The sequence below is a fragment of the Rhizobium changzhiense genome (genome assembly GCF_013087625.1).
GTDB lineage: Bacteria > Pseudomonadota > Alphaproteobacteria > Rhizobiales > Rhizobiaceae > Rhizobium > Rhizobium sophorae.
This window is the reverse complement of the sequence record NZ_JABFCQ010000005.1, coordinates 415,204-441,924: the sequence shown is the minus strand read 5'-3', so window position 1 is coordinate 441,924 and position 26,721 is coordinate 415,204. Positions and strand designations below refer to the sequence as shown.

At 60.9% G+C, this 26,721-nt stretch carries 26 protein-coding genes, 1 tRNA gene and 1 pseudogene; 15 read left to right on the top strand and 13 right to left on the bottom strand.

What is annotated here, in order from left to right:
• The first annotated feature begins 20 nt into the window (after positions 1 to 20).
• The 6 genes from G9X68_RS24950 (at position 21) to G9X68_RS24925 (ending at position 6,180) form a co-directional block, all read left to right on the top strand.
• Entirely contained in the window at positions 21 to 1,247 is a 1,227-nt protein-coding gene (locus tag G9X68_RS24950) for a L,D-transpeptidase family protein (protein ID WP_171604664.1), read from the top strand.
• A 5-nt stretch (positions 1,248 to 1,252) separates the two neighbouring features.
• Complete coding sequence (locus G9X68_RS24945; RefSeq protein WP_017989572.1) at positions 1,253 to 1,477, top strand: sulfurtransferase TusA family protein; 225 nt, start codon at positions 1,253 to 1,255, stop codon at positions 1,475 to 1,477.
• Between the two features lie 931 nt (positions 1,478 to 2,408).
• Positions 2,409 to 3,386: a TRAP transporter substrate-binding protein gene (locus G9X68_RS24940; RefSeq protein ID WP_171604663.1), complete on the top strand. Its 978-nt coding sequence runs from the start codon at positions 2,409 to 2,411 to the stop codon at positions 3,384 to 3,386.
• A 147-nt stretch (positions 3,387 to 3,533) separates the two neighbouring features.
• On the top strand, positions 3,534 to 4,112 hold the full coding sequence (locus G9X68_RS24935) for a TRAP transporter small permease (RefSeq protein WP_171604662.1): 579 nt from the start codon (positions 3,534 to 3,536) through the stop codon (positions 4,110 to 4,112).
• A 4-nt stretch (positions 4,113 to 4,116) separates the two neighbouring features.
• The gene (locus G9X68_RS24930) at positions 4,117 to 5,397 is read left to right on the top strand and encodes a TRAP transporter large permease (protein WP_171604661.1); all 1,281 of its coding nucleotides are present in this window, start codon (positions 4,117 to 4,119) and stop codon (positions 5,395 to 5,397) included.
• A gap of 9 nt (positions 5,398 to 5,406) precedes the next feature.
• On the top strand, positions 5,407 to 6,180 hold the full coding sequence (locus tag G9X68_RS24925; protein ID WP_171604660.1) for a FadR/GntR family transcriptional regulator: 774 nt from the start codon (positions 5,407 to 5,409) through the stop codon (positions 6,178 to 6,180).
• Positions 6,181 to 6,211: 31 nt separating this feature from the next.
• Here the strand turns inward: G9X68_RS24925 and G9X68_RS24920 are convergent, their stop codons facing one another.
• Positions 6,212 to 7,402 carry a CobW family GTP-binding protein gene (locus tag G9X68_RS24920; RefSeq protein ID WP_171604659.1) on the bottom strand — a complete coding sequence of 397 codons (1,191 nt, stop codon included), beginning with the start codon at positions 7,400 to 7,402 and terminating at the stop codon, positions 6,212 to 6,214.
• A gap of 18 nt (positions 7,403 to 7,420) precedes the next feature.
• Positions 7,421 to 8,554 carry a serine hydrolase gene (locus tag G9X68_RS24915; protein WP_171604658.1) on the bottom strand — a complete coding sequence of 378 codons (1,134 nt, stop codon included), beginning with the start codon at positions 8,552 to 8,554 and terminating at the stop codon, positions 7,421 to 7,423.
• A gap of 158 nt (positions 8,555 to 8,712) precedes the next feature.
• Here G9X68_RS24915 and G9X68_RS24910 point away from each other — a divergent pair, with 158 nt between their 5' ends.
• Both G9X68_RS24910 and G9X68_RS24905 read left to right on the top strand, forming a co-directional pair.
• Positions 8,713 to 9,876, top strand: coding sequence for a M20 aminoacylase family protein (locus tag G9X68_RS24910; protein WP_171604657.1), 1,164 nt, complete (start codon positions 8,713 to 8,715; stop codon positions 9,874 to 9,876).
• A gap of 157 nt (positions 9,877 to 10,033) precedes the next feature.
• Positions 10,034 to 10,110: transfer RNA gene (locus tag G9X68_RS24905), tRNA-Arg, on the top strand.
• Between the two features lie 374 nt (positions 10,111 to 10,484).
• Here the strand turns inward: G9X68_RS24905 and G9X68_RS24900 are convergent.
• Positions 10,485 to 10,844 carry a DUF3307 domain-containing protein gene (locus G9X68_RS24900; protein ID WP_206679849.1) on the bottom strand — a complete coding sequence of 120 codons (360 nt, stop codon included), beginning with the start codon at positions 10,842 to 10,844 and terminating at the stop codon, positions 10,485 to 10,487.
• On the opposite strand from G9X68_RS24900, the gene G9X68_RS24895 reads away from it, so the two are divergent.
• Positions 10,843 to 11,208: a hypothetical protein gene (locus tag G9X68_RS24895; protein WP_171604656.1), complete on the top strand. Its 366-nt coding sequence runs from the start codon at positions 10,843 to 10,845 to the stop codon at positions 11,206 to 11,208. The genes G9X68_RS24900 and G9X68_RS24895 overlap by 2 nt on opposite strands.
• Positions 11,166 to 11,332, top strand: a pseudogene (locus tag G9X68_RS24890) (BrnA antitoxin family protein); the annotation flags it as partial. The gene G9X68_RS24895 and the pseudogene G9X68_RS24890, both read left to right, overlap by 43 nt.
• A 37-nt stretch (positions 11,333 to 11,369) precedes the next feature.
• Here G9X68_RS24890 and G9X68_RS24885 read toward each other — a convergent pair.
• Positions 11,370 to 11,888 (bottom strand): DUF2937 family protein, encoded by a 519-nt coding sequence (locus tag G9X68_RS24885; protein ID WP_171604655.1) that lies wholly within the window; start codon positions 11,886 to 11,888, stop codon positions 11,370 to 11,372.
• 159 nt (positions 11,889 to 12,047) lie between these two features.
• Here G9X68_RS24885 and G9X68_RS24880 point away from each other — a divergent pair, with 159 nt between their 5' ends.
• Positions 12,048 to 12,290 (top strand): hypothetical protein, encoded by a 243-nt coding sequence (locus G9X68_RS24880; protein ID WP_171604654.1) that lies wholly within the window; start codon positions 12,048 to 12,050, stop codon positions 12,288 to 12,290.
• 117 nt (positions 12,291 to 12,407) lie between these two features.
• Entirely contained in the window at positions 12,408 to 12,560 is a 153-nt protein-coding gene (locus G9X68_RS24875; RefSeq protein WP_003543398.1) for a hypothetical protein, read from the top strand.
• A 72-nt stretch (positions 12,561 to 12,632) separates the two neighbouring features.
• Here G9X68_RS24875 and G9X68_RS24870 read toward each other — a convergent pair whose 3' ends face one another.
• Both G9X68_RS24870 and G9X68_RS24865 read right to left on the bottom strand, forming a co-directional pair.
• Complete coding sequence (locus tag G9X68_RS24870) at positions 12,633 to 12,923, bottom strand: BON domain-containing protein (RefSeq protein WP_171604653.1); 291 nt, start codon at positions 12,921 to 12,923, stop codon at positions 12,633 to 12,635.
• A 62-nt stretch (positions 12,924 to 12,985) separates the two neighbouring features.
• Positions 12,986 to 13,636: a hypothetical protein gene (locus G9X68_RS24865; RefSeq protein ID WP_171604652.1), complete on the bottom strand. Its 651-nt coding sequence runs from the start codon at positions 13,634 to 13,636 to the stop codon at positions 12,986 to 12,988.
• Positions 13,637 to 14,012: 376 nt separating this feature from the next.
• Between G9X68_RS24865 and dxr the strand changes: the two genes are divergently transcribed.
• On the top strand, positions 14,013 to 15,203 hold the full coding sequence (gene dxr, locus G9X68_RS24860; protein ID WP_171604651.1) for a 1-deoxy-D-xylulose-5-phosphate reductoisomerase: 1,191 nt from the start codon (positions 14,013 to 14,015) through the stop codon (positions 15,201 to 15,203).
• Between the two features lie 56 nt (positions 15,204 to 15,259).
• Here dxr and G9X68_RS24855 read toward each other — a convergent pair whose 3' ends face one another.
• The 7 genes from G9X68_RS24855 to hemA form a co-directional block, all read right to left on the bottom strand.
• Positions 15,260 to 16,345, bottom strand: a complete 1,086-nt coding sequence (locus G9X68_RS24855; protein ID WP_171604650.1) for an ABC transporter ATP-binding protein — start codon at positions 16,343 to 16,345, stop codon at positions 15,260 to 15,262.
• A gap of 12 nt (positions 16,346 to 16,357) precedes the next feature.
• Positions 16,358 to 18,280: a glycoside hydrolase family 127 protein gene (locus G9X68_RS24850; protein WP_171604649.1), complete on the bottom strand. Its 1,923-nt coding sequence runs from the start codon at positions 18,278 to 18,280 to the stop codon at positions 16,358 to 16,360.
• Positions 18,281 to 18,299: 19 nt separating this feature from the next.
• A complete protein-coding gene (locus G9X68_RS24845; RefSeq protein ID WP_012759218.1) occupies positions 18,300 to 19,163 on the bottom strand; it encodes a carbohydrate ABC transporter permease in 864 nt (287 codons plus the stop codon).
• A complete protein-coding gene (locus G9X68_RS24840) occupies positions 19,160 to 20,077 on the bottom strand; it encodes a carbohydrate ABC transporter permease (RefSeq protein WP_171604648.1) in 918 nt (305 codons plus the stop codon). Before G9X68_RS24840 ends, G9X68_RS24845 begins: the two co-directional genes overlap by 4 nt.
• A gap of 74 nt (positions 20,078 to 20,151) precedes the next feature.
• Positions 20,152 to 21,390, bottom strand: a complete 1,239-nt coding sequence (locus tag G9X68_RS24835) for an ABC transporter substrate-binding protein (protein WP_171604647.1) — start codon at positions 21,388 to 21,390, stop codon at positions 20,152 to 20,154.
• Positions 21,391 to 21,450: 60 nt separating this feature from the next.
• Positions 21,451 to 22,404 (bottom strand): LacI family DNA-binding transcriptional regulator, encoded by a 954-nt coding sequence (locus tag G9X68_RS24830; RefSeq protein WP_240604073.1) that lies wholly within the window; start codon positions 22,402 to 22,404, stop codon positions 21,451 to 21,453.
• A 371-nt stretch (positions 22,405 to 22,775) separates the two neighbouring features.
• Positions 22,776 to 23,990, bottom strand: coding sequence for a 5-aminolevulinate synthase (gene hemA / locus G9X68_RS24825; RefSeq protein WP_171604645.1), 1,215 nt, complete (start codon positions 23,988 to 23,990; stop codon positions 22,776 to 22,778).
• A gap of 325 nt (positions 23,991 to 24,315) precedes the next feature.
• Here hemA and G9X68_RS24820 point away from each other — a divergent pair, with 325 nt between their 5' ends.
• Together G9X68_RS24820 and G9X68_RS24815 are read left to right on the top strand one after the other, a co-directional pair.
• Positions 24,316 to 24,573, top strand: coding sequence for a YMGG-like glycine zipper-containing protein (locus tag G9X68_RS24820; protein ID WP_065281468.1), 258 nt, complete (start codon positions 24,316 to 24,318; stop codon positions 24,571 to 24,573).
• 169 nt (positions 24,574 to 24,742) lie between these two features.
• Positions 24,743 to 26,671: an autotransporter assembly complex protein TamA gene (locus tag G9X68_RS24815; RefSeq protein WP_171604644.1), complete on the top strand. Its 1,929-nt coding sequence runs from the start codon at positions 24,743 to 24,745 to the stop codon at positions 26,669 to 26,671.
• The last annotated feature ends 50 nt before the right edge of the window (positions 26,672 to 26,721 follow it).

Genomic DNA, 26,721 nt, shown 5'->3' with positions numbered 1-26,721 from the left:
ATCTTTATGGGCTAGTTGGGATGCGCATACGTCATTTTGCCTATATCTCCCTCATGGCGCTGGCTCTGTCCGGCTGCAATGACGCGTTGGAAACCGCGCAGGTCGATCTTTCCAAGGTCAAGAACAAGGTCGAGCAGCCGCTTCCCAGCCATATCCTCGCTCAGATGTCCGCCAAGGGCATGGACCGCAATTCGCCGATCATGATCCGCATCTTCAAGGAAGAAGGCGCCATGGAGATCTGGAAGGCGAAGACCGATAACCGTTTCGACAAGATCGCCGATTACAAGATCTGTGCCTGGTCCGGCCGTCTCGGCCCGAAGGTAAAGACCGGCGATCGGCAGGCGCCGGAAGGTTTCTACGACCTGACGCGCGCCAACCTGAACCCCAACTCGAAATATTATCTGGCGATCAACACCGGCTTCCCGAACCGCTACGACGCAGCAAACGGCCGCACCGGTTCCGATCTGATGATCCACGGCGCCTGCTCCTCCTCCGGCTGCTATTCGATGACCGACCAGCAGGTGCTGGAGATCTACGCTTTTGCCCGCGACGCTTTCAAGGGCGGTCAGGCGACAGTGCAGCTGCAGGCTTTCCCCTTCCGCATGACCGCGGAAAACATGGTCAAACATCGCCTCGACAGCAATTACGACTTCTGGAAGATGCTGAAGGTCGGCTACGACAATTTCGAAGTGACGAAGCGCCCGCCCGAGGTGAATGTCTGCGAGAAGAAATACGTCTTCAATCAGCAGATAACCGACGGCGGCGCCTTCAATGCCGCCGGCAAGTGCCCTGCTATGTCGACGCCGCCGGCACTGACGGCGGCTCTCGCCTCCTACGGCAAGACCTACGATGCCGACTATGCCAAGGCGATGAGCAAATTTGACGGCATGGCCTGGTACGATCCCACGGAAGCCGAACGCAAGGCCGTGGTCGCCAAGCTGCGCAAGGGCCGCGAACTTGCTTACGCTCCGACCGGCACCTCGCTGGAGGCCGGCCGCATGGTCAAGGTCGCCGAACTCGAAGACCTGATGGCCAAGCGCACCGCGCAGGGCCTCGCCGCCAAGACCGCGCCGGGCGCCACGCCTGCAGCACCTGCCCAGCCGCAGGCAACGGCTGTCGCTGCCGCGACACCTGCGGCCGTGCCGGTGCCGATGCAGAACCCGCTGGCCTTTGCGGCGCCCGAACCGCAGGAAACGGCGGACGCCACGGCAAAGAAGCCGTTCTGGAAATTCTGGGCGAGGAACTGAACGGCTTGAACCCCGTTCTCTACGATCTTCGCGGCTTGAAATGCCCACTCCCCGTGATCAAGACACGCAAGAAGCTTGCCGCCATGGCGAGCGGCACGCTCATTCGCGTCGACACCACCGATCCGCTCGCCGTGATCGATATGCCGCATTTCTGCAATGAGGACGGCCACGAGCTGGTCGAGACGGAAAAGACCGAAAGCGGCCACCGCTTCCTGATCCGCAAGCGCTAGAGCCTTTCCGGGTTAGATTGAAGCATTCTGCCGGAGCAGGTTTTCGTCAGGGCAGAGGCGATTGGCGAAGGGCATACCCCTTGGTACGTCCGAGCCGATCGCCTCTGATCCGGCCCTTCGGGTTGGCTGAAACGGGCCGGCTGATCGACCGGCCGGCTTGGCCGTAGAACTGGGCTACGGCGCGCGCCGGCCGGTCGACCATCCGACTCCGTTTGAGCCAACAGAATGCTGCAATCTAACCCGGAAAGGCTCTAAAGCGCGTCGCGCAAACCGTGCAGCGGTTTTCGCGATAACGAGATGCGTAAAAACAAAGACCTGAACGCGACGGGCAAACCTGAACGATCGCCACGCGCCGAGGTATCTGACCCTAGATTTTTGCGGCGCACATCTCTGCCAACCAAGGCAGAGACTAGCGATCCGCCGAACCCCCACAGTGCACATGAACGAGCCTGAGGGTTCTTACGAAGCGGACGCCTCCACCATAAGGCTGTCGCCCGCGTCTCCAACCTTGCCTGCTCGCGCTTTCGCAGCCGCCGGTGGGAGACCAGGCGCGGCGAAAATTCATCATACAACTACACAGCTTTTGTATGTTGACATTGCACTTTACAGGTTCTAGCCATAGTAAGCCGGTCGGAGGAACGGCAAGAATAGAGGAGGCTATCGATCCAAGTCTTCTGTTTCCACAAGAAGAGCGACAGTGTTCGCGTGTAGAGGTAAGCAGCTGCTCCATCGGACCCGATGAGCATCGCTGATCCATGTTGGTATGTCTCGATGAGCCTTCCAACTCGCGCACCTTTCGGGCCGACCATCAGTGCCCGAGCGTGGAAATATCGCTGGAAGGAGGCGAAGCGTGCAGAGGACTTTCCTCTAAGTCGCAAAGCCGGGGATACAGACTCTGAGAATTCATCGTCATGCAAAACGGGAGGAAAGCATGAAGAACTTTGTTAGACTGGCGGCCGGTCTTATGGTTGCCGCTTCATTCATGAGCGGCGCGGCCAGCGCTCAAACGGTGCTGAAATCGTCCGATACGCATCCGGACGGCTATCCGACAGTCGAGGGCGTCAAATATTTCGGCGAGCTGTTGAAGGAGCGCACGCAGGGCCGCTATTCCCTCGAAGTCTATCATTCCGCCCAGCTCGGCGAGGAGAAGGACACGATCGAACAGGTGCGCTCCGGCGTAATCGAGCTGAATCGCGTGTCGATGGCGCCCTTCAACGGCACTGTGAAGGAATCGATCGTTCCGGCCCTGCCCTATATCTTCCGTTCGGAAGAGCACATGCACAAGGTCATGGACGGCGCCATCGGCGACCAGATCAAGAAGGCGTTCGAGCCGGCCGGTCTGGTGGTGCTTGCCTTCTACGATGCCGGCGCGCGCTCGTTCTACAACAAGACGAAGCCGATCAATTCGGTTGCCGATATGAAAGGTCTGAAGTTCCGCGTTATCCAGTCCGATATCTTCGTCGACATGGTGGCCGCCCTCGGCGCCAATGCCACGCCGATGCCCTATGGAGAAGTCTATTCGGCAATCGAAACGGGCGTCATCGACGGCGCGGAAAACAACTTTCCGAGCTACGACACCGCCAAGCACGCGGAAGTGGCGAAGAACTACTCGCTCGACGAGCATACGATCCTGCCGGAAGTGTTCGTCATGAACAAGGCGGCGTTCGACAAGCTGACGCCGGAGGATCAGGCGGTCTTCAAACAGGCAGCCAAAGACAGCGTCGCCAAGCAGCGCGAGCTGTGGTCAGCCAAGGTCGCTGAATCGCGCGCCAATGTCGAAAAGCTCGGCGCCCAGATCACCATGCCGGACAAGCAGGGGTTCATCGACGCCATGGCCCCGGTTTACGAAAAGCACGTGAAAGACGACGTACTGAAGAAGATGGTCGAGGATGTAAAGGCTGTGCAGTAGCCCTAGCCTGCTTTCTTTGTCGCGGAAAGCGGCGTCGGTTATCGGGGTGGAGAGTTATCGCCACCCCGGTTCACCGCCGCTTCGTGCACATCTTTCTCGTTTCCTCCCGCCAAGGGAGAGTGAGCGCCCAATTTCGACGAGGCCCTGATGTCGAACAACCTGACACCCGTCGTCAATTTTCTGACGCGCCTGAGCAACGCCGCCCTTTGGCTCGCGGGCACCGGCTTGGTGCTGATGACGGTCTTTGTCGCCTGGCAGGTATTTTGCCGCTATGTGCTGAACGACTCGCCGAGCTGGACGGAGCCGGGCTCGGTCATGCTGATGAGCTGGTTCATCTTCCTCGGGGCCGCCGTCGGCATCCGGGAGAACAATCATCTTGGTTTCGACGTGCTGCTTTATGTACTGCCGAAATCCGGCAAGCGCGTCCTGCGCATGATCTCGGACATCGTCATTCTCGCCTTCGGCGCCGGCATGGTCTGGTACGGCGGCGCGCTCATGAGCCTGACCTGGAACACAATCTTGCCGTCGCTGGGTATCTCCGGCGCGTTCGACTATCTGCCGCTCGCAGGCGGCGGCGTGCTTGCCGTGATCTTCTCGCTGGAGCGCATCGTGCTCCGCCTCGCCGGCGAACCGATCGACGATGCGCTGGATGAGATTCTGCCGGCGGAAATCGCCGTCGAGATCGAAAACATCAATGCCGATCCGAACGTCAAATTGAAAGTGTAGCGCGATGGAACTCTGGATCCTGTTCGGTGTTTTCACCACCCTGATGCTGATAGGCACGCCGATCGCCTTCTGCCTCGGCGTCGCCAGCTTCGCCACAGTGCTCTACATGGGCCTGCCGCCGCTGGTCATCTTCCAGCGGCTGAATTCTGGCATGAGCGTATTTTCGCTCCTCGCCATCCCCTTCTTCATCTACGCCGGCGATCTGATGGTGCGCGGCGGCATCGCCAGCCGCATCGTCGCCTTCGCCGCATCCCTGGTCGGCCACGTGCGCGGCGGCCTCGGCCAGGTCAACATCGTCACCGCCACACTGTTCGGCGGCATCTCCGGTTCGGCAGTGGCGGAAGCCGCAGCCGTCGGCGGCCTGATGATCCCGCAGATGAAGCAGCGCGGCTATGGCGCCGATTATGCAGTGAACGTCACTTCGATGGCAGCGCTGATCGCGCTGCTCCTGCCGCCCTCCCACAACATGATCATCTATTCGATCTCGGCCGGCGGCAAGATCTCCATCGCCGACCTGTTCACCGCCGGCGTGTTGCCCGGACTATTGCTCGCGGCTGCGCTCATGGTGACCGCCTACATCGTTGCGCGCTCGCGCGGCTATCCGACAGAACCCTTTCCGGGCTTCGTCATGGTGGCGAATTTGCTCGCCGTCGCGTTGCCAGGGCTGCTGCTGATTGCAATCATCTTCGGCGGGGTGAGGTCCGGCGTCTTTACTGCGACGGAAAGCTCTTGCATCGCAGTACTTTACGCGCTGCTGATAACCCTCCTGGTCTACCGGCAGATGAGCTGGAGAGACTTCGTTCACGCCACGCAGGGCGCCGTGCGCACGACGGCGATGGTGCTTTTGATTATCGGCACAGCCGCCGCCTTCTCCTGGTTGATGGCCTTCCTCAAGGTGCCTGCCTCGCTGGTGATCTGGATGAAGAGCGTCGCCGACGATCCGCTGACGGTGCTGCTCCTGCTCAATGTCCTCATGCTTGTGCTCGGCACTTTTATGGACATGGGGCCGACCATCATTATCTGCACGCCGATCTTCCTGCCGGTTGCGCAGGCTTACGGTGTCGACCCGGTGCATTTCGGCGTGATCATGATCCTCAATTTCGGCATAGGGCTGAACACGCCTCCGGTCGGCGCGGTGCAATTCGTGGCTTGTGCAGTCGGCAAGATCACGGTCTGGGAGGCTATGCGCTCGATCTGGCCGTTCTACGGTGCGGGCATCGTGGTGCTCGGGCTGGTCACCTACATCCCGGCGATTTCGCTGTGGCTGCCGAGCGTGTTCAAATAGGAGTGCGACATGGCGACCGACACGGCCGCAGGTTTCAGGGTCGAGCGAAGGCCGAAACTCTCCGAAGGCGTCGTTTCGGCCATCCGCGCTCAGGTCGTGTCCGGAGTGTACGCGCCCGGCCAAAAGCTGCCGACGGAGACCCGGATGGGCGAACTCTTCGGCGTCAGCCGCACCGTTGTCCGTGAGGCGATTGCAACCCTTGCCGCCGACGGCCTCGTCGAGGCGCGGCAAGGCGCCGGTGTCTTCGTCAAGAACCATCCGACGATTGCCTTCGGTTCGATCAGCGCCGATGTCGGCAACAAGGTTTCCCATGCGCTCAACATAATCGAAGTGCGCATGGGCCTGGAAATCGAGAGTGCAGGGCTTGCTGCGCTACGGCGCAATGCGGCCCAGGAAGCGCAGATTCAGGAAGCATTCTTCGAATTCGACCGGCTGCTCGAGCGCGGCGAAGCAACCGGGAAGAGTGACTTCGCTTTCCACCGAGAAATCGCGGCTGCCACCAATAATTCATATTATGTCGAAGTTCTCGATGCGCTTGGCCTGCGGGCGATCCCCTGCGACGTCGCCTCGCCTTGGGGTACAGATAGCACCCTGTCGCGTGACTATCAGGAAGGCCTGCAGCGCGAGCATTTGGCGATTTTGAAGGCGATTTCTGCCGGGGACCCAGAAGCCGCCCGCGCCGCCATGCGCGCCCATCTGGCGGCAAGCCAGGAGCGCTATCGCAGCCTTCTGAGCGGCCAGCAGGCCAAGTGGCTTTCAAGTATCCTTAGACGCAAGACCTGAAGAAGGTCGCGTAACAACAAACATCAACGATTTAGATCCGCATGCCGGGAATGGCGAGCGGATTGTCCGACAGCGCCGCACGATCGGGCATATCGACGCGCGGCTTGCCGAGGAAGGCGTCGAAGAGATCCTTTACGAAGGCTTCCGGCAGATCCCGGGTGATCAGCACCATGCGCGTGCGCCGGTCTTCCCCCGGCCAGGCGGGAAGTCGCACCGGCGGGTGGAAGATGCTCTGCACCCCATGCAGCACCAGCGGCCGATCCGGCCGGTCGGAAACGGACACGATCGCCTTCATCCTCAACAGCTTCTCGCCATGGGCCGAACGCAGAAGATCGATGAACATCTCGAGCGCCATCGGATCGATCGGCTTCTCCTCAATGATCGAGAAAGAGCGGATCGAGGCATCGTGACGATTGACGTCGTGCGGATCCTGATGTGCGTGCCCTTGTTCGCCAAGATGGTGATGATCATGATGGTGGTGAATGTGGCCATCACGATCATGATCGTGATTGTGATCGCCATCATGATCGTGATGATGATGCGCCTCGTGTGCATCCTCGTCCTGCAGCCAGCGGCCGACATCGGCGATCTTCGTCGCCGGATCGTAGAGCCCATTGACCAGCACCGCGGCACTGCCCGCCTCGGCGCTGTCGGCATCCATCATCGTCGCGCGCGGATTGAGCGCCCGCAGCCGCTTTTCCAGCCCGTCCGTTGCCTCGGCCATCGTCTTTTTCGAGACGATCAGCCGGTCGGCGACCGCCGCCTGCTTGCGGGCTTCCTCGTGATTGTCGAGCGTCTGTAGCCCATTCACCGCGTCCACGACGGTAACGACGCCGTCGAGTTCGAAATTCGTGGCGATGACGGGATTGCCCATGATCGCCTGCATGACCGGTGCGGGATCGGCAAGGCCCGTCGTTTCGATGACGACGCGCTTGACCAGTTTGACGCGGCCCGTCTGCACGGCGTCCATCAGGTTCGCCAACGTATCGACAAGTTCGCCGCGCACGGTGCAGCAGAGGCATCCGTCGGACAGCTCGATAATCGAATCGCCGGAACTTTCGACCAGCAGGTGGTCGATGCCGACATCGCCGAATTCATTGATGATGACGGCCGCATCCTTCATCACCGGATCTTTGAGGATGCGGTTGAGCAGCGTCGATTTGCCGGCGCCGAGAAAGCCGGTCAGGATGGTGACCGGAATCCTGTCGTTGAACGCGCTCATGTTATTTTACCTTAAAGCTCAGAAGGATGTCGGGCGCGGCATTGGCACCGGCACGTTGGCGATCGCGCCCGCCGTATCGCCGCGCGCCATTTTTTCGGCTTGCGCGGCCGGCTGCGGATCCTGGCCCGGAATGAGGCCGGCAAAGACGAATTGCGGATCGTGGTTCATCGGTTGGATATAGGGTGACTGCACCTTCATGCGGCCGACTTCGTCGCGCGTTTCGCTGCGCACCTTGGCGCCCTTGGCGCTGCAGATATCGGCGCTGATGTCGGTCACCTGGTCCTGCCCCGACCCATAGGGTCTCAGCGAACCCAGCGTGTCGTTGCTGGCAGGCTGGGTGGTGAAGCCCTTCTGCAAAAGGTTCGCCGTCGCATCGGCGCGGGCTGCAAGGCTGTCGGTGCCGAGCACGACGGAGACCAGCGTGCGGCCGTTGCGCGTCGCCGACCCGATCTGGTTGAAGCCCGAAGCGCAGATGAAGCCGGTCTTCATGCCGTCCGCGCCGGCGAAACGGCCGATCAACATGTTGAGGCTCGGCACGTTCTGCTGGCCGGTGGTAAAACCCTCCAGTGCGAAATAACCGGCATATTGCGGAAAATCGCGGCGCAGCGCCACCGTCAGCACCGCAAGGTCGCGTGCCGTCGTATACTGCCCCTTGCCGGGCAAGCCGTTCGGATTGACGAAGTGCGAATCCGTCATGCCGAGCTTCAGCGCCTCGCCGTTCATCCGCGTCACGAAGCCTTCCTGCGTGCCACCGATAGCTTCGGCGACCGCGACCGCCACGTCATTGGCGGACTTCACCAGCAGGATCTTCAATGCGCTATCGAGCGTCAGTTTCTGCCCCGGCTTGAAATACATCTTGGCGGCCGGCTGCGCGGCGGCGCGTTTGCTGATGACGATGGGCGTATCGAGGCTGATCTGCCCGGCGCGGATCGCATCGAACACGGTGTAGACAGTCATCAGCTTGGTCAGCGAGGCCGGATACCATTTGCGGAAGGCTTCTTCATGCTCGAGCACACGGCCGGTCTGCACATCGACGAGAATGTGCGGATTGGCATGGGCCAGCGGAACGGAAGCCAGAAACACGGCAGTCGCCGCTGACACGAAAGAAAGCGGCCGCAAGGCAGCAAACAAACGGAAGTGGCTCGTCGACACGGTTCGTCCTTCGGATATCAGGAAAATCTCGAAATCTTCCCCTATTTAGCCTATATGGCTATGACATGGCAAAGGTCATTGACTAAGTAATTTCCACGAGCCTCACACCCTTGTGATGCGATGAAAGATTGTCGAGATTTCATAACAGGAACGCCGATATGCCGATTTTGAACAGAGCCGCGGAGTTGCAGGACGAGGTCGCGGAATGGCGCCGCCACATCCACGCCCGGCCCGAACTCCTCTTCGCGGTGGAAAATACGGCCGCCTTCGTCGCCGAAAAACTCAAGGAATTCGGCGTCGACGAGATCGTCACCGGCATCGGCCGCACCGGTGTCGTTGGCCTCATCAAGGGCAAGGGCGAAGGCCGCCGCACGGTCGGCCTGCGCGCCGACATGGACGCCCTGCCGCTCACCGAGATCACCGGCAAGCCCTGGGCTTCGAAGACGGCGGGCAAGATGCATGCCTGTGGCCATGACGGCCACACCGCCATGCTGCTCGGCGCCGCGAAATACCTGGCCGAGACCCGCAACTTCAACGGCAATGTCGCCGTCATCTTCCAGCCTGCCGAAGAAGGCGGCGGCGGCGGCAATCTGATGGTCAAGGACGGCATGATGGAGCGCTTCGATATCGAAGAGGTCTACGGCATGCACAACCTGCCGGGCCTGCCTGTCGGCCAGTTCGCCACCCGCAAGGGCGCGATCATGGCGGCGACCGACGAATTCACCGTCACCATCAAGGGCCGCGGCGGCCATGCCGCCCAACCGCATAAGACGATCGACCCGATCGCCATCGGCGCCCAGATCGTCGCCAATCTGCAGATGATCGCCTCGCGCACCGCCGATCCGCTGCGCTCGGTGGTCGTCTCGGTGACCAAGTTCAATGCCGGCTTCGCTCATAACGTCATTCCGAACGATGCGACCTTCGCCGGTACGGTTCGCACCCTCGACCCCGAGGTGCGCACGCTCGCCGAGACGCGGTTCCGGCAGATCATCGAGGGTCTGGTCGCGGCCCACGGCGCCGAGGCCGAAATCAGCTTCCACCGCAACTATCCCGTCACCGTCAACCACCCGGATGAGACCGAGCATGCGGTCGCCACCGCCAGCGCCATCGCCGGCGAGGCAAACGTCAACGCCGAGATCGATCCGATGATGGGCGGCGAGGATTTCTCCTACATGCTGAACGCCCGCCCCGGCGCCTTCATCTTCATCGGCAATGGCGATAGCGCCGGCCTCCACAACCCGGCCTACGACTTCAACGACGAAGCCATCGCCCACGGCATCTCCTACTGGGTCCGACTTGCCGAACAACGCCTCGGTCTCTAAAGCGCGTCGCGATCTTTCAGATTCGCTTGCCGCACTTTAGGTCTTTGTTTTCCGCATGTCCTTGGCGCAAAACCGCTGCACACTTTTGCGCGACATGCTCTGGCAACAATTAAGGCTTGGCTTCGCGCCAAGCCTTTTGTATGCATGGCACTCAAGTGGTCCCGTAGCTCAGCAGGATAGAGCACCAGATTCCTAATCTGGGGGTCGCGCGTTCGAATCGCGCCGGGATCACCATTCTTTTCAATCACGTAGATCCCTAATTGCCTGCCTCCGTGTTCAAATGTTTTGACGTGACCGTCGAGCTTGTTCCAGATGAACAGGATCAGAAGCCTAAGCAGGAACTCTGCGCCGCCTTTTGCCGCGGAGCGATCGGTCATCAGCCGGCTTGCCTTTGGCCCTCGATGACCGCGCCATTCGAGAAGATCATGGGCGGGTTCGAAGCGGATGCCGGTGTCTTTGATCATGTCGTCAGGCGGCAGGGGTCGGATCACGGCCAGAACATCCATATCAGCGCGAGTACAACGCAGACGCAAATGACCAGCAGCGTGCCTCGCTCGATCTTCCCGCTCATAAAGGCCACCATCCTGGTAGAGATGCCAGACCGAACGTCAGCGCCACCAGAGCGAGATAGACGCACCATACGAGAGCGTTGCGAACAAGACGAGGTAGGCGAGCCAGATGGCCTTGCAGATGATGTGCAAGGCCTGGTCTTGGGCGAAAGTCGTCTTCCCCCTCACCTTCGCCTCGTCGATCGTCGTGTGTGCCAGCCATTCGAGAAGACCTAGCCACATGTTGCCCGTGACCACTGCGACGCCGGCGCCTTGAATGCCGGAGTGAGCGATCAGGTGATAAACGCGCAGCGGGCCTGATTGTTTGGCGTCGGAGAGGAACTGGCCCTGCAGGGGATAATCGAGAAGCCAATGGACGGCGAGGAGCATAAGCGCCAGCCAGAGAATGGATTCGATCATGGCCGTACCTTTGATGGATGCGTTAGAGAGCTGGCATTCATTCCCCAGATGGCAAAAGCCGCCCGGCGGTAACGGAGCGGCTGGCAATGTGTACAAAGTGCGTAAAAACCCAAATCAAAGGAGCGCTTTCAATGACAGCCCAAGAACTGGTTTCTATGCGCAAGAAAATGCAAATGACCCAGACGCAGGTTGCGAAGGTCATGGCCTTTCCCTGCAAGAATACCAAAAGCTTGAAGATGGTGAAAGCAATATCCGAGAAGTCTATAGGCTCGCCTGGGAACGCTTATCACCACATCGGCGGCCGAGCATCGAGATGTTTCGATCGCCGGTCGACCCAAACTGGATAATCCGAAGCAACCCCTGAACATCCGCCTCGATGCCGATATTATCTAGCTCTACAAGGCCACTGGCAAAGGCTGGCAGTCAAGGATGAACGATGCATGCGAAAGGCGGCCGGCTTAAAGCGCCCTCGATGTTTGTGGACGTGAGAGCTATACGGACACGCAGGCTGCGCTCGCCGCCCGGTCAGCTCGCTTGACGAACGCCCTTCCGTCTTCGCGAAGCTCGACGGGCGCCCAACCCCAGCAGCGCTGCCACAACCCATCCGCCGACAAAACCGATTACGCCCCAGACGAGGCCGGCGAAGCTCACCGGCACCCCAGGCACGAAGTCCCGCCAGGTATTGGCGAAAACCACATCATCCGCATTCCGCATCAGCACGAAGGGCTTGGCGACGGGGGCGGCGGTGCCGAGGCGGAGCTGCTGCGAGAGCAGCGTTTCGTAGCGCGTGATCGTGCTTTGCATCGAGACGCCGCGATCGCGCAGGAAATCGTCGGATGATTGCGAATAGGCGTTCAGCGCCTGCTGGCGATCGAGATCGTGCTCGGCGGCTTGGCGATTGAAATCCTCGACGATGACGCGCAGTTCGTCGATCGCCCCGCCGATCCGCTGTCGGTATTGCTGCGCAAATTCCGGTGCCTGCGAAAAAACCGTGCCGCTGGCAAGCCCGGCGACGATGGTGATGATCCTTGCAATCGGTCCCATGATCGATGCCTCCGGCTATCCCCTGCGCTAACGATCCGCGGCCGGAAAGGTTTCTGCCGTCGAGACAATCGGTAACTCTATGTGATTGAACCGGCGGCGCTTCCGGTGAGTTGATGCCCTGACCAACCCAGAATGACCAACTCAGAAAGAAGGCTTGTCATGAAACAGATTATCCTTGCCTGCACGCTCGCTGCTGCGTCCATCTTTTCAGCAATGCCGTCCCAGGCGGCAAGTGTGACGATCACCACAGATGACGCGCGTCCCCATTACCGGCATGCAGAACGGCCCGATTACCGCCATCCCATGAGGGCGCGGCACGTTTCCCGCAGTTGTTTCACCAAGACGGAAAAGATCCGCCGCCACGGTCATACGATCGTCAAAGAAACCCGGATGTGCCGATAAGGCAATCCATGCAGGAAAAGCCCGGCCGATCCTCCCCGGCCGGGCTTCTCTTCTGATCTCGCCGATGAGGAACTTCGCCATAACAGCCGCGTTTATCGCGAAACAGGAGTATTCATCATGCGTATCAAGATGACTCTTTTGGCCATCGCCTATGTCGCCGTCAGCGTCCTGCTGCTCGCCATCGCTTACCAGCCGCAGGGATCAGGCGCTGCGCAGAAAACGGATCGTCTGGCCGGCTCGTCGTTCCTCGTCGAACGCTTCGCCGGTTGACCGGCTTATAGGCGATGCTGTGGAAATAGTCCTCGCCCGGCGGGGGCCGGGCTCGGAGCGGCCCGTCGTTGGTTAATGCGGGCCGTCGAGCGGAGATCCCCCAAGCAGGATCCGGTTCTGCACCGCATGCACGCCCTCGACCGCCTTGGCGACCGCGGTTGCCCGTTCGATTTCGCCCACCGTGCCAACGGTGCCGCTCAACACAATCTGGTCGTTCTCCATCGTCACCTCGACATCCGACGCATCGATGCCGCCGGCGATCGCCAGCGCGTTGGCGACAGCCGCCTCGACCGATGCGCGATTGGCGATCTCTATTTCCATCTCGGGTTCGAGCCCGTGAAATGTCTGCTCCTTGAAAACCATGATCCGTTCCTCCGTGAAACCTCGTAGGAAACGCTGATCGGCGGAGTTTGGTTCAGCACCCACTACCAGTTGACGCGATAGCGGAGATTGACGCTGCCCGCCTCACCCGCGGAAAATGGGTTGCTCACCGCAGCATCGAGATTGAGGTTCGGCAGAATGGCCTGGCTGACCCCCACCGTGCTCGAGAAGTCGCCGCTGGCATTGCTGACACCTGTTCCTGCCGAAAGCGAGGTTCCCGTCCAGGGATGGATCAGCTTCAGCGCCTGCGATGCCGTCACCGAAGCCTGCCGAGCCTCGACCGCGTCATATTGCACGCTGATGGATCGGCTCGACTGCATATCGAGCGAATCGGACAGGATCCAGCTGCGCGAGCGGCTGAGGGTCAGCGCGCCGCTGCCGCGCAGCGTATCGACGCTGACGCTGGCACCCTGCTGTGACCGGCTTGCCGGGGTGACGCTCGTCCTGGTGATACTGCCCCAAAGCATTGCTTGTTCGGAATCGGGCAACAGCGCCCCGCCTTTGGTCGAGGCAAGCGCGATGTCGGCGCCAGCGCTCGTCTCCCATTCCGCCGGCAGGCGAAAACCCATCGTCGCCTTGTAGGACCGGTCCGACAGCTTGGCCGGCGACCAGATCAGCAGGTCGTCCGCCCTGGCTGCGGCAGTGAGCGAGGGCACGATGGCGAAAAGAATGCATGCTATTTTGAATGTCGTCATGAAGCAGAACGTTTTGCCTGACACAGGGCTGCGGCTCCGAAACCGAAGCAGCAGCGCACAGAAGCGCTCGCAGCGAACGCGATGAGGGATCACGGCCAAGCCGCTCATCCCGGTTTCATCCTCGATTTAATGTATGGCCAAAAGGCCGGCGGCACCGAGTGCCTGTTCTTCGATGGACGCCGCGGCGCCCCGACTTGCCATGCGACCATCACCGGCCGCGGCGGAAGCGAATCCGCCAGCAATGTTATAAGGATCACATCCGGCCGCTGTTCTGTAAACCCCTCAGGGGTTGAAATCTGCTGCACCGCACACTTGCCGCCCCCTCCAAAGCCTAGTAGAGCCTGAGCCTACGAGAGAAATTTTCGCGAAATTCTACATGATGACCGGCAAAAGCGCGCCGCGGCGCCTCAGCATCTTCGGTTCGACGGGTTCGATCGGCCAGAATACACTCAATGTCGTCGATCACCTGGGCGGACGGGAGAACTTCGAAATCTCCGTGCTGACCGGCAGCGGCAACGTCGAATTGCTGGCCCGGCAAGCGAAATCATCCGGCGCGCGGCTGGCGGTGACGGCAAACGACCGGCATTACGAATCACTGAAGAGCGAACTTTCCGGCACCGGCATCGCGGTCGCTTCGGGAAAATCCGGGCTGATGGAAGCCGCGGACCGCGAAGTTGACTGGGTAATGGCGGCAATCGTCGGCACTGCAGGCCTGGCACCGACCCTTGCCGCCGCCCGCCGCGGCGCCGATATCGCCCTTGCCAACAAGGAATGCCTGGTATCGGCCGGCGATCTGTTCATCGCAGCAATCCGGGAAGGCGGCGGCAGGCTGCTTCCGGTCGACAGCGAGCACAACGCGATCTTCCAGGTGCTGGAAGAGAACCAGCGCCACGCCGTCGAGCGGGTCATCCTGACGGCGTCGGGTGGTCCCTTCCGCACCGCCTCGCTGCGAGACATGGCGGATGTGACGGTGGAAACCGCGCGCGCCCACCCGAACTGGTCGATGGGATTGAAGATCTCGATCGACAGCGCCTCGATGTTCAACAAGGCGCTGGAGATGATCGAAGCCCGGCACCTTTTCGGCCTCAGACCCGAACAGATCGAGGTCATCTTCCATCCCCAATCGATCATCCATTCCATGGTCGGCTATACCGATGGGTCGGTGCTGGCCCAGCTCGGCGCGCCCGATATGCGCACGGCCATTGGTTATGCCCTGTCCTTTCCGCGCCGGCCGAACCTGCCGGTCGAGCGGCTGGATTTCGCCAAGCTCGCCAGGTTGGATTTCGAGGCGCCGGATGAGGTGCGGTTTCCGGCGCTGCGGCTCGCGCGCCTGGCGATGACCCGCGGCGGTGTTCAGGGCGCGGTGCTGAACGGCGCCAAGGAAGTGGCGCTCGAGGCCTTCATCGAAGGGCGGCTGTCCTTCCTCGCCATGGCCGAGGTCACCGAAAGGGTCATGGACGACCTCGCCGGCCTGCCGCCGGCTGCCGGCATGGACGATGTCTTCGCCGCCGACAGGGAAGCCCGGCAAAGGGCGGCGGAGCTCATGACACTCGCGATCGCCGAGTGAAATTCAGGCGGGCCGATCGCCGAGTGGTCGCCCGCCTGTGATCCTGACGCCCGCGATTAGCGCAACCGGTTCCCACCCTCGTCGAACAATCGGCAATCCGACGGTTCAAACAGCAGGCTCACCTGCTCGCCCGCCGCAATACTGATCGGTGACCGATGTTCGACGGTCAGTGACTGGCCATCGGCAAGCTGGCAATAGAGATATTGCGTTCCCCCGAGATACTCCGAAAAATCCACCCTGGCCGTCAGGCTGCCTGATAGGTCGGATGCCACCTTTAGATGCTCCGGCCGCAGGCCGAGCGTCACCGCGCCACCAACCGGCCTGTCTGCCGGCGGCAGGCCGCTTTCGATCTGCCGGCTGGCGACCTCGACCAGGCCCCCCTCACCCCAGCGGGCATTGAGCAGGTTCATCCTCGGCGAGCCGATGAAGCCCGCCACGAAGGTATTCGAGGGATTCTCGTAGATTTCCCGCGGCGTTCCCGCCTGTTCGACGCGGCCGTCGCGCAGCACGACGATCTTGTCGGCGAGCGTCATCGCCTCCGTCTGGTCGTGCGTGACATAGATCATCGTGTTGCCGAGTTCGCGGTGGAGGCGGGCGATCTCGATGCGCATCGAAACGCGCAGTTCCGCATCGAGATTGGACAGCGGTTCGTCGAACAGGAAGACGTCGGGCTTGCGCACGATCGCCCGGCCGATCGCCACACGCTGCCGCTGGCCGCCTGAAAGCTGTCCCGGCCGCCGGTCCAGAAGATGATCGATCTTCAGGATGGCGGAGGCGGCCTTGACGCGGGTCTCTATCTCGGCGGCATTCGTGCGCGCCATCTTCAAGCCGAAGGCTAGGTTGTCGCGCACGCTCATATGCGGATAGAGCGCGTAGGACTGAAAGACCATGGCGATGCCGCGCTCGGATGGATCGAGATCGGTGACGATACGTCCCTTGATCTCGACCTCCCCGTCGGTCACGTCTTCCAGGCCGGCGATCATGCGAAGAAGCGTCGATTTTCCGCAGCCGGAAGGGCCGACGAAGACGACGAATTCGCCCTCTGCGATCGTCAGGTCGATCCCGTGGACCACCTGCAGATTGCCATAGCTTTTTCGCACGTCCTGGAGCACGACGCTCTTGTTACCCATACCGTTCGTCATCCCCAAAAAGACCTATCTGTCCGACTGGACCCAGACGAGCATCTCTCCGGGCGCGCGGTTGTCCCAGAGATGATAGGGCACGAAACGCGCGGTGGCGACCTGCCTTTCGGCCGGCGCCTTGCGGTAGAGCGCTGTTCCCCAGTTCGAGGTTTCCTCGCGCTCGACCTTGAGATTGAGGGCAACGGCGTCATTGAGATCCTTCAGCACAACGGTTTCGGCTGTGGAGAGCTCACGCGGCAGGACGATGGCGTTGAGGTCTTCGCCATTGTCCGTGGTTTCGACGCAATAGACCAGCGGGCCGCGCATCAAAGCGACGCGGCCGGCATCCTGGCGCACCTTCGGGTTGGCATATTGCGGCCGAAGCGCCAGCGGCAGGTAGAGGGCGACACGATCGCCCGCGGCCCACTCACGATCGATCCTGACATATCCATCGCGCATATTGGCATTGAGATCGAGCATCTCTCCATTGACGCTGAGGGTTGCACCATCAGCCCAGTCCGGAATGCGCAGCGACAGTGCAAACTTCGCCGGCTTCTCCAGCCTGGTGGTAAAGGCGACCGCACCTTCCCACGGATAGTTGGTGGTCTGCTCGAGTTCGACCTCGGCGCCGTTGGCAAGCTTCAGCCGCGCGGTGCTCTCGCCATAGAGGTGCACGGCGATCTCATTATCCGAAACGGCGTACATGTAGGAGCCGATCGAGGTCACCAGCCGGGCGATGTTGGGCGGGCAGCAGGGGCAATGGTGCCACTTCCACCGGTGGTGCTTGCCGGCACTTTCGAGTGGATTGTCATAGAAGAAGGTCTTGCCGTCGGTCGAAAGCCCCGGCAGCGCGCCGTTGTAAAGCGCCTGCTCCATGATGTCGGCATAGCGCCGATCCGGACCGCGGCCAAGCATGCGGCTCGCCCAGAACACCAGGCCGACCGAAGCGCAGGTCTCCGCATAGGCGGTATCGTTCGGCAGATCGAAGTAATCGGTAAAGCCTTCGTTGGAGGCCGCCGGTCCGATGCCGCCGGTGATGTACATCTGCTTGGTCGTCAGATCGTCCCAGAGCGTTTCCAGCGCCGCGGTCAGGCTATCGTCCTTGTATTCGGTGGCGATGTCGGCCATGCCCGAATAGAGGTACATGGCGCGCACGGCGTGGCCGACGACCTTTGTCTGCGCGCGCACCGGCTGGTGCGCCTGCGCATACTCGTAGGTTTTCTGGTGGTATTCGGAGACATCGCGGCCATCGCGGCTTGCCTCGGCGGTGAAGAAATGCGGTTCGGTACCGCGCTCGTCGATGAAGTATTTCGACAGGTCGAGATATTTCTTCTCATCCGTCACGCGGGCGAGCTTGACCAGCGCCAGCTCGACTTCCTCATGGCCGCAATAGCCTGAGATCTGGCCTTCGCCATGGCCGAAAATCTTGATCATGTAATCGGCATAGCGGCACATGATGTCGAGCAGCTTGCGTTTGCCGGTCGCCTGATAATAGGCAACCGCTGCTTCCATCAGATGGCCGGCGCAATAGAGCTCATGATGGTCGCGCAGATTGGTCCAGCGGCGGGCAGGCTCGACGCGCTGGAACCAGGCGTTCAGATAGCCGTCTTCGTCCTGCAGCTTCTCATACATATCGATGATCTCATCGGCGCGGGCCTCGAGCTTCGGGTTCGGCCGGCGATAGAGCGAATAGGCGATCGTTTCGATCGACTTGGCGAGGTCGGAATCCCAGAACATCTGCGTCGTCCCGCCCCATGGCTGAATGGGAATGACGACCCCCGGGCTCGGTTGGTCGACATCGATCGCCTTCAGCATGCCGGCCTCGACGCAGCGGTCGAGCAGGGTTTCGGCCGTGGAATTGCAGACGGCGTCCTGCCATTTGCCCCAGAAGCCGCCGAGCTCCACATCGGGAACGGCGACGGGACGAAACTGGCGGTCATTGGTTGATTTGGTCATGGGCTCTACCTTCTTGGGATCATTTCACGGCGCCGGCCATCAGCCCGCGCATGTAGTAGCGTTGCAGGAGCAGGAAGACGATCAGGCAAGGGATCGTCATGACGACGACACCGGCCTGGACCGCTCCCCAATTGATGGCGCCGAGCCGTCCGGCGCGAACCGCCGTCATCAGCACCGGTAGGGTGTATTTCTCATTGCTGGAGAGCAGCACGAGTGCGGCGAGAAACTCATTCCAGGCATTGAGGAAGGCAAAGATCGCGACCGTCGCGACGCCGGGAAGCACCAACGGCAGAAGAACGCGCACCAAGAGCCTGAGGTCGCGTGCACCGTCGATGCGCGCGGCCTCTTCGATCTCCTTCGGCACGGCATCGAAGGCGTTGCGCATCATGAAGACCGAGAAGGGCAGTTGCAGCGTCACATAGACCAGCGTCAGCCCAAGCAGCGAATTGTTGAGGCCGAGCTTTGCCAGGATGATGAAGAGCGGCGTCAGGATCGACTGGAACGGGATCATCAGCGTCGCGATGATCAGCACGAAGAGCGCGTTCTTCAGCGGGAATCGATAGCGCGAGAAGCCGTAACCGGCGAGCAGGCTGACGGCGACGGTGAGCACCACGGTGGCGACCGAAACGAACAGCGAATTGATCATGTGCCGCCAGATGCCGGCGCCGAACGTATCGAGCAGTGCGTAGGAATCAATGCTGACGCCTGAGGTCGGCCATGGCGGCAAGGGCGGCAGGCTGGCCTCCGTGCCATGCCGGAAGGACGACAACAGCGTGATTACGAAGGGGGCGAGAAAGAAGATCGAGATAGCGATGCCGGTCAGGTGATAGGCCGACTTCGTCCGGATGGCCTTGCGCGCGCGGCGCTCCCTTGAGGTGGTCATGGACGCTCCTCCCCGACGCGAAGCAGCCAGAGCTGCACGATGCTGATCGCCACCAGGATGGCAAGAAGCACGATCGAGAGCGCTGCGCCATAGCCGAGATTGAACGACACGAAGGACTGATTGAAGATGTAGTAGACCACCGAGATCATCTTGTTCTGCGGTCCGCCTGACGTCATGATGTAGAACTGGTCGAAGGCGAGGATCGAACCGGTGACGGAGACGATCAGCGCCAGCGCAATCGTCTTGCGCATCAGCGGCAGCGTCAGATGCCGGAAACGCTGCCAGCGGCCGGCGCCGTCGATGCGGGCGGCCTCCGTCAGCTCGGACGGAATGGCCTGAAGCCCGGTCAAAAGAATGATCATGGTGAAGCCGGCGATCTTCCAGACGACCATCACCACGATCGTCAGAAAGGCGGTGTCGAAGGTCGCAAGCAGGTTGGGGCTCTTTTCGACGAGGCCGAGCGCCTTCAAGGCCGGGCCGATGAAGCCGCTATCGACATTGGCGAGCCAGACCCAAAGCAGCGAGGCGGTCGCAAGGCCGACGACGACGGGCAGGAAGATGATCGTCCGGTAGGCGCCGACGAACTGCCGTTCCTTTTCGACGAAGATTGCCAGCGGAAAGGCGATCGCAAAGATCGCGATGGTGACGATCACGGTGTAATAGGCCGTGAAATTCAGTGCCGTCATGAAACGGGTATCGTTGACCATGCGGAAATAATTGTTGAAGCCGATCCAGCGGGACGCCCCCATCAGCGGCCAGTTGTGCAGGCTCATCCATCCGGTGAAGAGAACCGGCATGATAAAGAAGACGATGACCAGCGCCATAGCAGGCGCGATGTAGACGAGGCCGCGCCAGTTCGATCTGCGCCGTCGCCTGCGTCGAGGCAATAGGGTCTCTGAACCGGAACCGGTCATCAAACGCTCCGCATCTGTCAATTGAATTTGGCCGGGAAGCTGCCACCGCTCCCCGGCCGCGGCCGAGGGAGAGTTTACTGGCCGCTATCGATGATCGATTGCATTTCCGATTGCGCACTCGAAAACGCGCCGTCGACGTCGTCGCCGAAGATCGCGGCGTTGGTGAAGCTTGCCCATGGCCCGTTGGCGCTGTTGATCAAGTCGTTGAACTGCAGCGTATAGGGGGTCTTGGCCACACCGATCGCCTTCAGGCCGACCTGCATGCGCGGATCAAGGCCCTCAAGCACCTTGTCGGCGATATCGCCGCGCGTCGGCAGGCTGCCATACTTCGCCATGATCTTCTGGCCGTCCATCGAATATACATATTCGAGGAACTCCTTCACCGCGTCGATCTTCTTGGTGCCTTTGGTGATCACGAAGTTGTCGCCGCCGGCAAAGGACGAAGGCTTTCCGTCAACGCCAGGAATGAGCGTTACGCCGAAGTTGATATCGGGATGCTCGGTCACCAGCGTGCCGATGGCAAAGGCGCCAAGGCTCTGCTGACCGATCTTGCCGTTGGTGAAGGTCAGGAAGTTGGCGCCGTTGTCGCTGGCGGCTCCTGCCGGGACGAGGTCCTTCTTGACCATGTTGCGGTAGATATCGACGGCCTTGCGCATCTGCGGCGTATCGAGCGTCGCCGTCTTGCTGTCGGCCGACAGGATATCGGTGCCCGCACCCCAGACGAGCGGCGTGAATGTGAAGATCATGCAGCCGCCGCAGCCGCCGCCGGAGAAATAGAAGCCGTAGGTATCGTCACCCAGCGCCCGGATCTTCTCGGCATTGGCGGTGATTTCGTCCCAGTTCGCCGGTGCCTTTTCCGGGTCTAGACCGGCCTTCTTGTAGAGATCCTTATTCCAGGCAAAGACGGAGGTCTCGACCGAAAGCGGCAGGCCATAAATCCGGTCCTGATAGGTGCCGAGGCGAACATGTGATGGCGAAAGCGAGTTGAAATAGGGCAGGGATTTTGCCCAGTCCGTCAGGTCTTCCAGCTGGCCGGCCGCAGCAAAGGCAGGGTTATAGATCAGATCCATCGAAAGCGCGTCCGGCGCCTGTCCGCCGGCGATCGCCGTCGCATATTTCTGCACTAGTTCGGAGAACGGCACCTCCGTCATCACGACCTTGTTCTCGTGACCAGAATTATAGGCTTCGACGACCTTCTTGAAGGCGTCGCCGATCCCCGTACGAACCCACATTTCGACATTCTCGGCGGCTGACGCGGCCGAAAACAGGCACAAGGTAGCGATGCTGGTCGCCGCCAATAGACGCTTGATCATGACTCTCCTCCCGATATGGCGCATCTCCTCGCGCCTTTGCTCATTCTCTTGTTCTCATTCCTAGGGGGCTTCACCCCCGCATGACTGCCGGACGATCAGCCGGCACGGCAATTTCCTCACTCCCGGTTCGACAGGCCGTCCTTCCGCAAGCGCAAGCACCGTCAATCCGGCTTGCCGCCCGAGCTCCTTCAGTTCCATGTCCACCGTCGTCAGCGGCGGTCGCGTCTGGGCCGCAACAATCTCCCAATTGTCGAAGCCGATGACCGAGACGTCCTGCGGCACCTTGACGCCGCGCTCGCGCAACGCATCCACCGCGCCGCGGGCGATCTGGTCATTGCCGCAGAAGAGAGCATCCGGTTTTTCTCCCGACCTCTTCCAAAGCTGTTCGACCGCATCATGCCCCCAGCTTTCCGACCAGACGCCGTAGAGCACCGGCTCACGGTGACCTGCCACCTCGTGATAGGCGCCGGCACGTTCCCGCACTGAGAAGAAGTCCTCCGGCCCGGTGATGTGCGCAATCCGCCGCCGTCCGATCTTCACGAGCCATTCCACAGCCAGCCGCGCACCCTGTTCGTCGTCCGAACGGAAGGTGACACTGTTCTGCGTCCCCTCCGTGAATGCGTAGACGACAGGCACATGCAAATTCGAAAGATCGACAGGCAGGCGCCGATCCAGGCGTTTTCCCGTCGCAATGATGCCGTCGACCTGTTTGTCCAGCATCGCGTCGACATGGATCTGGGCGAGCGCCGGATCGTCTTCGATGGCGCACAGGAAGACCGAAACGCCGTGATCGACGAGAGCATCCGAGATACCCGCCATGACAGGCAGCGTGAAACGGCCGTAGGTGTCGTTGGTCAGCAGCCCGATGGTGAAGCTGCGCTTGCTGAGAAGACCTCTCGCCAGCGCATTCGGCCGATATCCGATTTCGCCGGCGATCCGCTTCACCCGCTCGCGCGTTTCCGCTCCCATCCGGCCGGTATCATTGAGAGCTTTCGACGCCGTCGAGATGCTCACAGCAGCCGCCGCCGCCACCTCGTGGATGGTGATCCTGCCTCTTTTTCCTCCCGATATGTTCAGAACGTCCCTCCTTCTGAAGTGATCTGAGAAAAGCTTTTACCAATCCTTATGTCAAGTGAGAAAAGGTTTTCTCACTTGACACCCGAGGCTCGCAATTGCGGCAGGAGGCAAACACAGGGAAAAGATTCACGCGAATCGGTCAGGCCGATTGCGATGTGTCAGAGGCGTTAAGACCAAGCGCAGAGCGGATGATCTTGGACGAGCAAGGGAGGTTTGCTGCAGCGCCTTGCGGGAGCAAGACCGATCGCTGTCAGAGCCTCCAAGTGGAGGCCCTGAACTACGGTTCGAACCGAGCGATCATCGAAAAATCAGGCGACGTGCCTTGCGAGGGCGCAACGCGACCAGAGCGAATGCAGCGCCTCGACCAGATGGGCGATATCGGCGTCGGAATGCAGCGGTGTCGGCGTGATGCGCAGCCGCTCGGTCTTCTTAGGCACGGTCGGATAGTTGATCGGCTGGACATAGACGCCGCAATTGTCGAGCAGCAGATCGGAGATCCACTTGCACTTGGCCGCATCGCCGACCAGCACCGGCACGATATGGCTCGGATTGGGCATATGCGGGATGCCATTCTGGTCGAGCAGCGCCCTCAGCTTGCGGACACGGTCCTGATGGCGGGCGCGCTCGAACTGGCTGACCTTCAGGTGCTGGATCGAGGCGACGGCGCCGGCGGCAAGCGCCGGCGGCAGCGCCGTGGTGAAGATGAAGCCGGAAGCGAACGAGCGGATGAAATCGCAAAGTGCCGTCGAAGCGGCGATATAACCGCCCATCACCCCGAAAGCCTTGCCGAGCGTGCCTTCGATGACGGTCAGCCGGTCCATCAACCCTTCGCGCTCGGCGATGCCGCCGCCGCGCGGGCCATACATGCCGACGCCATGCACTTCGTCGAGATAGGTCATCGCGCCATATTTGTCGGCGAGGTCGCAGATCTCCTTGATCGGAGCGATATCGCCATCCATCGAATAGACGCTCTCGAAGGCGATCAGCTTCGGTGCCTTCGGATCGGCGGCCTTGAGCTTGGCTTCGAGATCGGCCACGTCATTGTGCTTCCAGATCACCTTTTCGCACTTGGCATAGCGGATGCCCTCGATCATCGAGGCATGGTTCAGCGCGTCGGAGAAGATGATGAGGCCGGGGATCTTGGCGCCGAGCGTGCCGAGGGCCGCCCAGTTGGAAACATAGCCCGACGTGAAGATCAGCGCTGCTTCCTTGCCGTGCAGATCGGCAAGCTCACGCTCGAGCATGACGTGATGATGGTTGGTGCCAGAAATATTCCGGGTGCCTCCCGCACCCGCGCCACAGTGGTCGATGGCGTTCTTCATCGCCTCGATCACCTTCGGATGCTGGCCCATGCCGAGATAGTCGTTGGAGCACCAGACCGTGACTTCCTTTTGGCCATCCGCGGTGTAGCGCGTCGCCCGGGGAAAATTGCCGCGGTGACGCTCGAGATCGGCAAAAACGCGGTAACGGCCCTCGGTATGAAGCCCGTCCAGCTCGTTTTTGAAAAACGCTTCGAAATCCATCATATGCTCCAGTATCGCGCGAATGTTCTTGATGACTGGACGTCCGCGCGTCAATGCTTACCCTTTGCTTTAACATCAACTGCGGCAAAAGGCCCATATTTTTGAATGATTCCAGATAAAAAATATGCGAGCCGCGATCAACGAAATTGATGCCGTAGAAGGCACCCGAGTTTGCGGACCGTGCAAAAGGCGACGACAGCCCGATTGCAAAAAAATCGGCGCAGCAGTGGACAACCCTTTCTTCCGACATAGTTTTCGGTCTAGCCTGACAAAAAAATAAAAGGGACGGCCTTTGCCCGCTGGGCAACAACCTCGGAGAGAAAAGATGAAGAAAGTTGTCATACTCGCATTGATCGGCCTGTCGATCGCAAGCTGCACGCCGACGCAGCAGGGCGCCGGCATCGGCGCTGCATCCGGCGCCGTCATCGGCGGCGCAGTCACCGGCAACGTCCGTGGCGCGGCAGTCGGCGCCGCTATCGGCGGTGTGTCCGGCGCCCTCATCGGCAGCGTCGCCGAACAGCCCGGCCAGTGCTACTATCGCGACCGTTACGGCCGCCGCTATATCGATACCTGCCCGCGCTGAGCGCGCTCTGAAATCGGCAAATTCAGAAAATCCCGGACACAGGTCCGGGATTTTTTGTGCTAAATTAGCGCGTTGGCAATTTAAAATGGTACACCCCGCGCGATTTTGTCGCTAAGCTGTTCATGGCTGGGCAACGAAGCTTCATTGTAGGCATAACCAAAAGCGGCGGATGCGGATCAGAGGGACAAGCCCGAAAACAGGTACTGCGTATCGGCGAACAGGCACCATGATGGTGGTCGCAGCGGCAGCTGCGTTCTCACCGGTCCTGATCGGCGACGCTTACGCCTTCAAGCTTTTCGGCATCACCATTTTCGGCAAAGAAGAAGACGAAGGCGAACAGGTGCCCGATCCGGTGCGCTACCACGTCGACCTCAAAGCCGATACCGCCGATCCCGACCTGAAAGAAGCGTTGGAAAACAGTTCCCGTCTCCTCAGTGACCAGAAACTGCCGGTGTCCGGCGATCTCGGCGTCGTCGTCAAGGCGCGCGACGATCGAGAGCGGCTGATCGCCACTCTGTATGAAAAGGCCCGTTATGGCGGCCTGGTGACGATTACCATCGACGGTAAAAATATCGACGACCTGCCGCCCAATCCGACATTCGACCGGTCAGGGCCGATCCCCGTCACCGTCGACATTGCTCCCGGCCCCGTTTTCAAGGTCAGGGAGGTCCAGTTCGGCGGCGATGCCGCAAACCATAATCCCGCCGATTACGATCTTGCCCCGGGCGCTGAGGCCGGCTCGCTCGCCATCATCAAGGCCGGCGACAAGATCGTCGAACAATTGAAGAGCGAAGGCCGGCCCTTCGCCAAGTTGACCGAACGCAAGGTCGTTGCCGATCACAACAGCGACACTGTCGATATCGTCCTTGCTGCCGAGGGCGGTCCCATCGCTCCGATCGGCGATGTCGGCGTCACCGGCGAGAAGACCGTCAGGCCAGCTTTCATCCAGCGTTATTCCCGGCTGAACAAGGGTGAAGCCTATTCGCCGGAAACGCTGAAGAAAGCCGGCGAGCGCCTTCGCGCCCTCGGTGTCTTTTCGAGCGTCACCATCCACGAAGGAGATGCATTGGCATCGGACGGCACGTTGCCGATGACGATCGAGGTTTCCGAAGGCAAGAGGCGCTACTTCGGCGTCGGCGCGCAATATTCCACCACCGACGGCTTCGGTATTCAGGGCTATTGGGGCCACCGCAACCTGTTTGGCGAGGCGGAAACACTGAGGATCGAGGGATCGGTCTCGCGGCTTGGCGAAACGACGGATGTCGGCAGCCTCGACTATTCCGCCGGCATTCTCTTCACCAAGCCCGGCGCCTTCTTCCCCGCCGCCACGCTGAAGGCCGGCATCGTCGCCAAGACCGAAAATCCGGATGCCTATAACGCCACGCTCGTCACCGCCTCGCTCGGCCTTTCCTACGAACTAACCGACCAGGACACGGTCTCGGCAAGCGGCGAGCTCAGCTGGGAGCGCGACGACGACGCCTTCGGCACGAACGACTATCTGACTTTCACCTTGCCGATCCAATATGACCGCGACGCACGCGACGACAAGTTCAACCCGACGGAGGGTTATCGCGCAACATTGTCGGCAAAGCCCGGTTACGAGATCTTCAACACCACGCCCTATGCGGCATTCGAGGGCTCGATTTCCGGCTATCTGCCGTTCGGCCAGGAAGACGGCCTGGTGCTTGCCGGCAAGGTTGCCGCCGGCGTCCTGATCGGCGGCGACAGCATTGGGGACATTCCCGCCACACAGCGCTTCTTTGCCGGCGGCGGCGGCTCCGTGCGCGGATACAGCTATCAGGAAATCTCGCCCTACAACGACGATGGCGATCCCACCGGCGGCCGTTCCTATGTGACCGGTTCGCTGGAGGCCCGCATCAAGATCACCGATACGATCGGCATCGTGCCCTTCATCGACGTCGGCACCGTATCGGACAGCACCTTTCCGGGTTTTTCCGATATCCGCGCCGGCGCCGGCGCCGGAATACGATATGCAACGCCTTTCGGCCCGCTGCGGCTTGATTTTGCCATGCCGCTGAACAAGTACGAAGATGGCACAGATTACGGAATCTACGCCGGTATCGGCCAATCCTTCTAGGATTGCCGATTCCGCTGTGTTCCGATCTGTGGGCCGTCATGAAAACGGGG

Coding starts and splice junctions, on each gene's coding strand:
- G9X68_RS24950 (WP_171604664.1), top strand. CDS start 21: ATGCGCATACGTCATTTTGCCTATATCTCCCTCATGGCGCTGGCTCTG.
- G9X68_RS24940 (WP_171604663.1), top strand. CDS start 2,409: ATGAAGAACTTTGTTAGACTGGCGGCCGGTCTTATGGTTGCCGCTTCA.
- G9X68_RS24935 (WP_171604662.1), top strand. CDS start 3,534: ATGTCGAACAACCTGACACCCGTCGTCAATTTTCTGACGCGCCTGAGC.
- G9X68_RS24930 (WP_171604661.1), top strand. CDS start 4,117: ATGGAACTCTGGATCCTGTTCGGTGTTTTCACCACCCTGATGCTGATA.
- G9X68_RS24925 (WP_171604660.1), top strand. CDS start 5,407: ATGGCGACCGACACGGCCGCAGGTTTCAGGGTCGAGCGAAGGCCGAAA.
- G9X68_RS24920 (WP_171604659.1), bottom strand. CDS start 7,402: ATGAGCGCGTTCAACGACAGGATTCCGGTCACCATCCTGACCGGCTTT.
- G9X68_RS24910 (WP_171604657.1), top strand. CDS start 8,713: ATGCCGATTTTGAACAGAGCCGCGGAGTTGCAGGACGAGGTCGCGGAA.
- G9X68_RS24895 (WP_171604656.1), top strand. CDS start 10,843: ATGGCCGTACCTTTGATGGATGCGTTAGAGAGCTGGCATTCATTCCCC.
- G9X68_RS24900 (WP_206679849.1), bottom strand. CDS start 10,844: ATGATCGAATCCATTCTCTGGCTGGCGCTTATGCTCCTCGCCGTCCAT.
- G9X68_RS24885 (WP_171604655.1), bottom strand. CDS start 11,888: ATGGGACCGATTGCAAGGATCATCACCATCGTCGCCGGGCTTGCCAGC.
- G9X68_RS24880 (WP_171604654.1), top strand. CDS start 12,048: ATGAAACAGATTATCCTTGCCTGCACGCTCGCTGCTGCGTCCATCTTT.
- G9X68_RS24875 (WP_003543398.1), top strand. CDS start 12,408: ATGCGTATCAAGATGACTCTTTTGGCCATCGCCTATGTCGCCGTCAGC.
- G9X68_RS24870 (WP_171604653.1), bottom strand. CDS start 12,923: ATGGTTTTCAAGGAGCAGACATTTCACGGGCTCGAACCCGAGATGGAA.
- G9X68_RS24865 (WP_171604652.1), bottom strand. CDS start 13,636: ATGACGACATTCAAAATAGCATGCATTCTTTTCGCCATCGTGCCCTCG.
- dxr (WP_171604651.1), top strand. CDS start 14,013: ATGATGACCGGCAAAAGCGCGCCGCGGCGCCTCAGCATCTTCGGTTCG.
- G9X68_RS24855 (WP_171604650.1), bottom strand. CDS start 16,345: ATGACGAACGGTATGGGTAACAAGAGCGTCGTGCTCCAGGACGTGCGA.
- G9X68_RS24850 (WP_171604649.1), bottom strand. CDS start 18,280: ATGACCAAATCAACCAATGACCGCCAGTTTCGTCCCGTCGCCGTTCCC.
- G9X68_RS24845 (WP_012759218.1), bottom strand. CDS start 19,163: ATGACCACCTCAAGGGAGCGCCGCGCGCGCAAGGCCATCCGGACGAAG.
- G9X68_RS24840 (WP_171604648.1), bottom strand. CDS start 20,077: ATGACCGGTTCCGGTTCAGAGACCCTATTGCCTCGACGCAGGCGACGG.
- G9X68_RS24835 (WP_171604647.1), bottom strand. CDS start 21,390: ATGATCAAGCGTCTATTGGCGGCGACCAGCATCGCTACCTTGTGCCTG.
- hemA (WP_171604645.1), bottom strand. CDS start 23,990: ATGGATTTCGAAGCGTTTTTCAAAAACGAGCTGGACGGGCTTCATACC.
- G9X68_RS24820 (WP_065281468.1), top strand. CDS start 24,316: ATGAAGAAAGTTGTCATACTCGCATTGATCGGCCTGTCGATCGCAAGC.
- G9X68_RS24815 (WP_171604644.1), top strand. CDS start 24,743: ATGCGGATCAGAGGGACAAGCCCGAAAACAGGTACTGCGTATCGGCGA.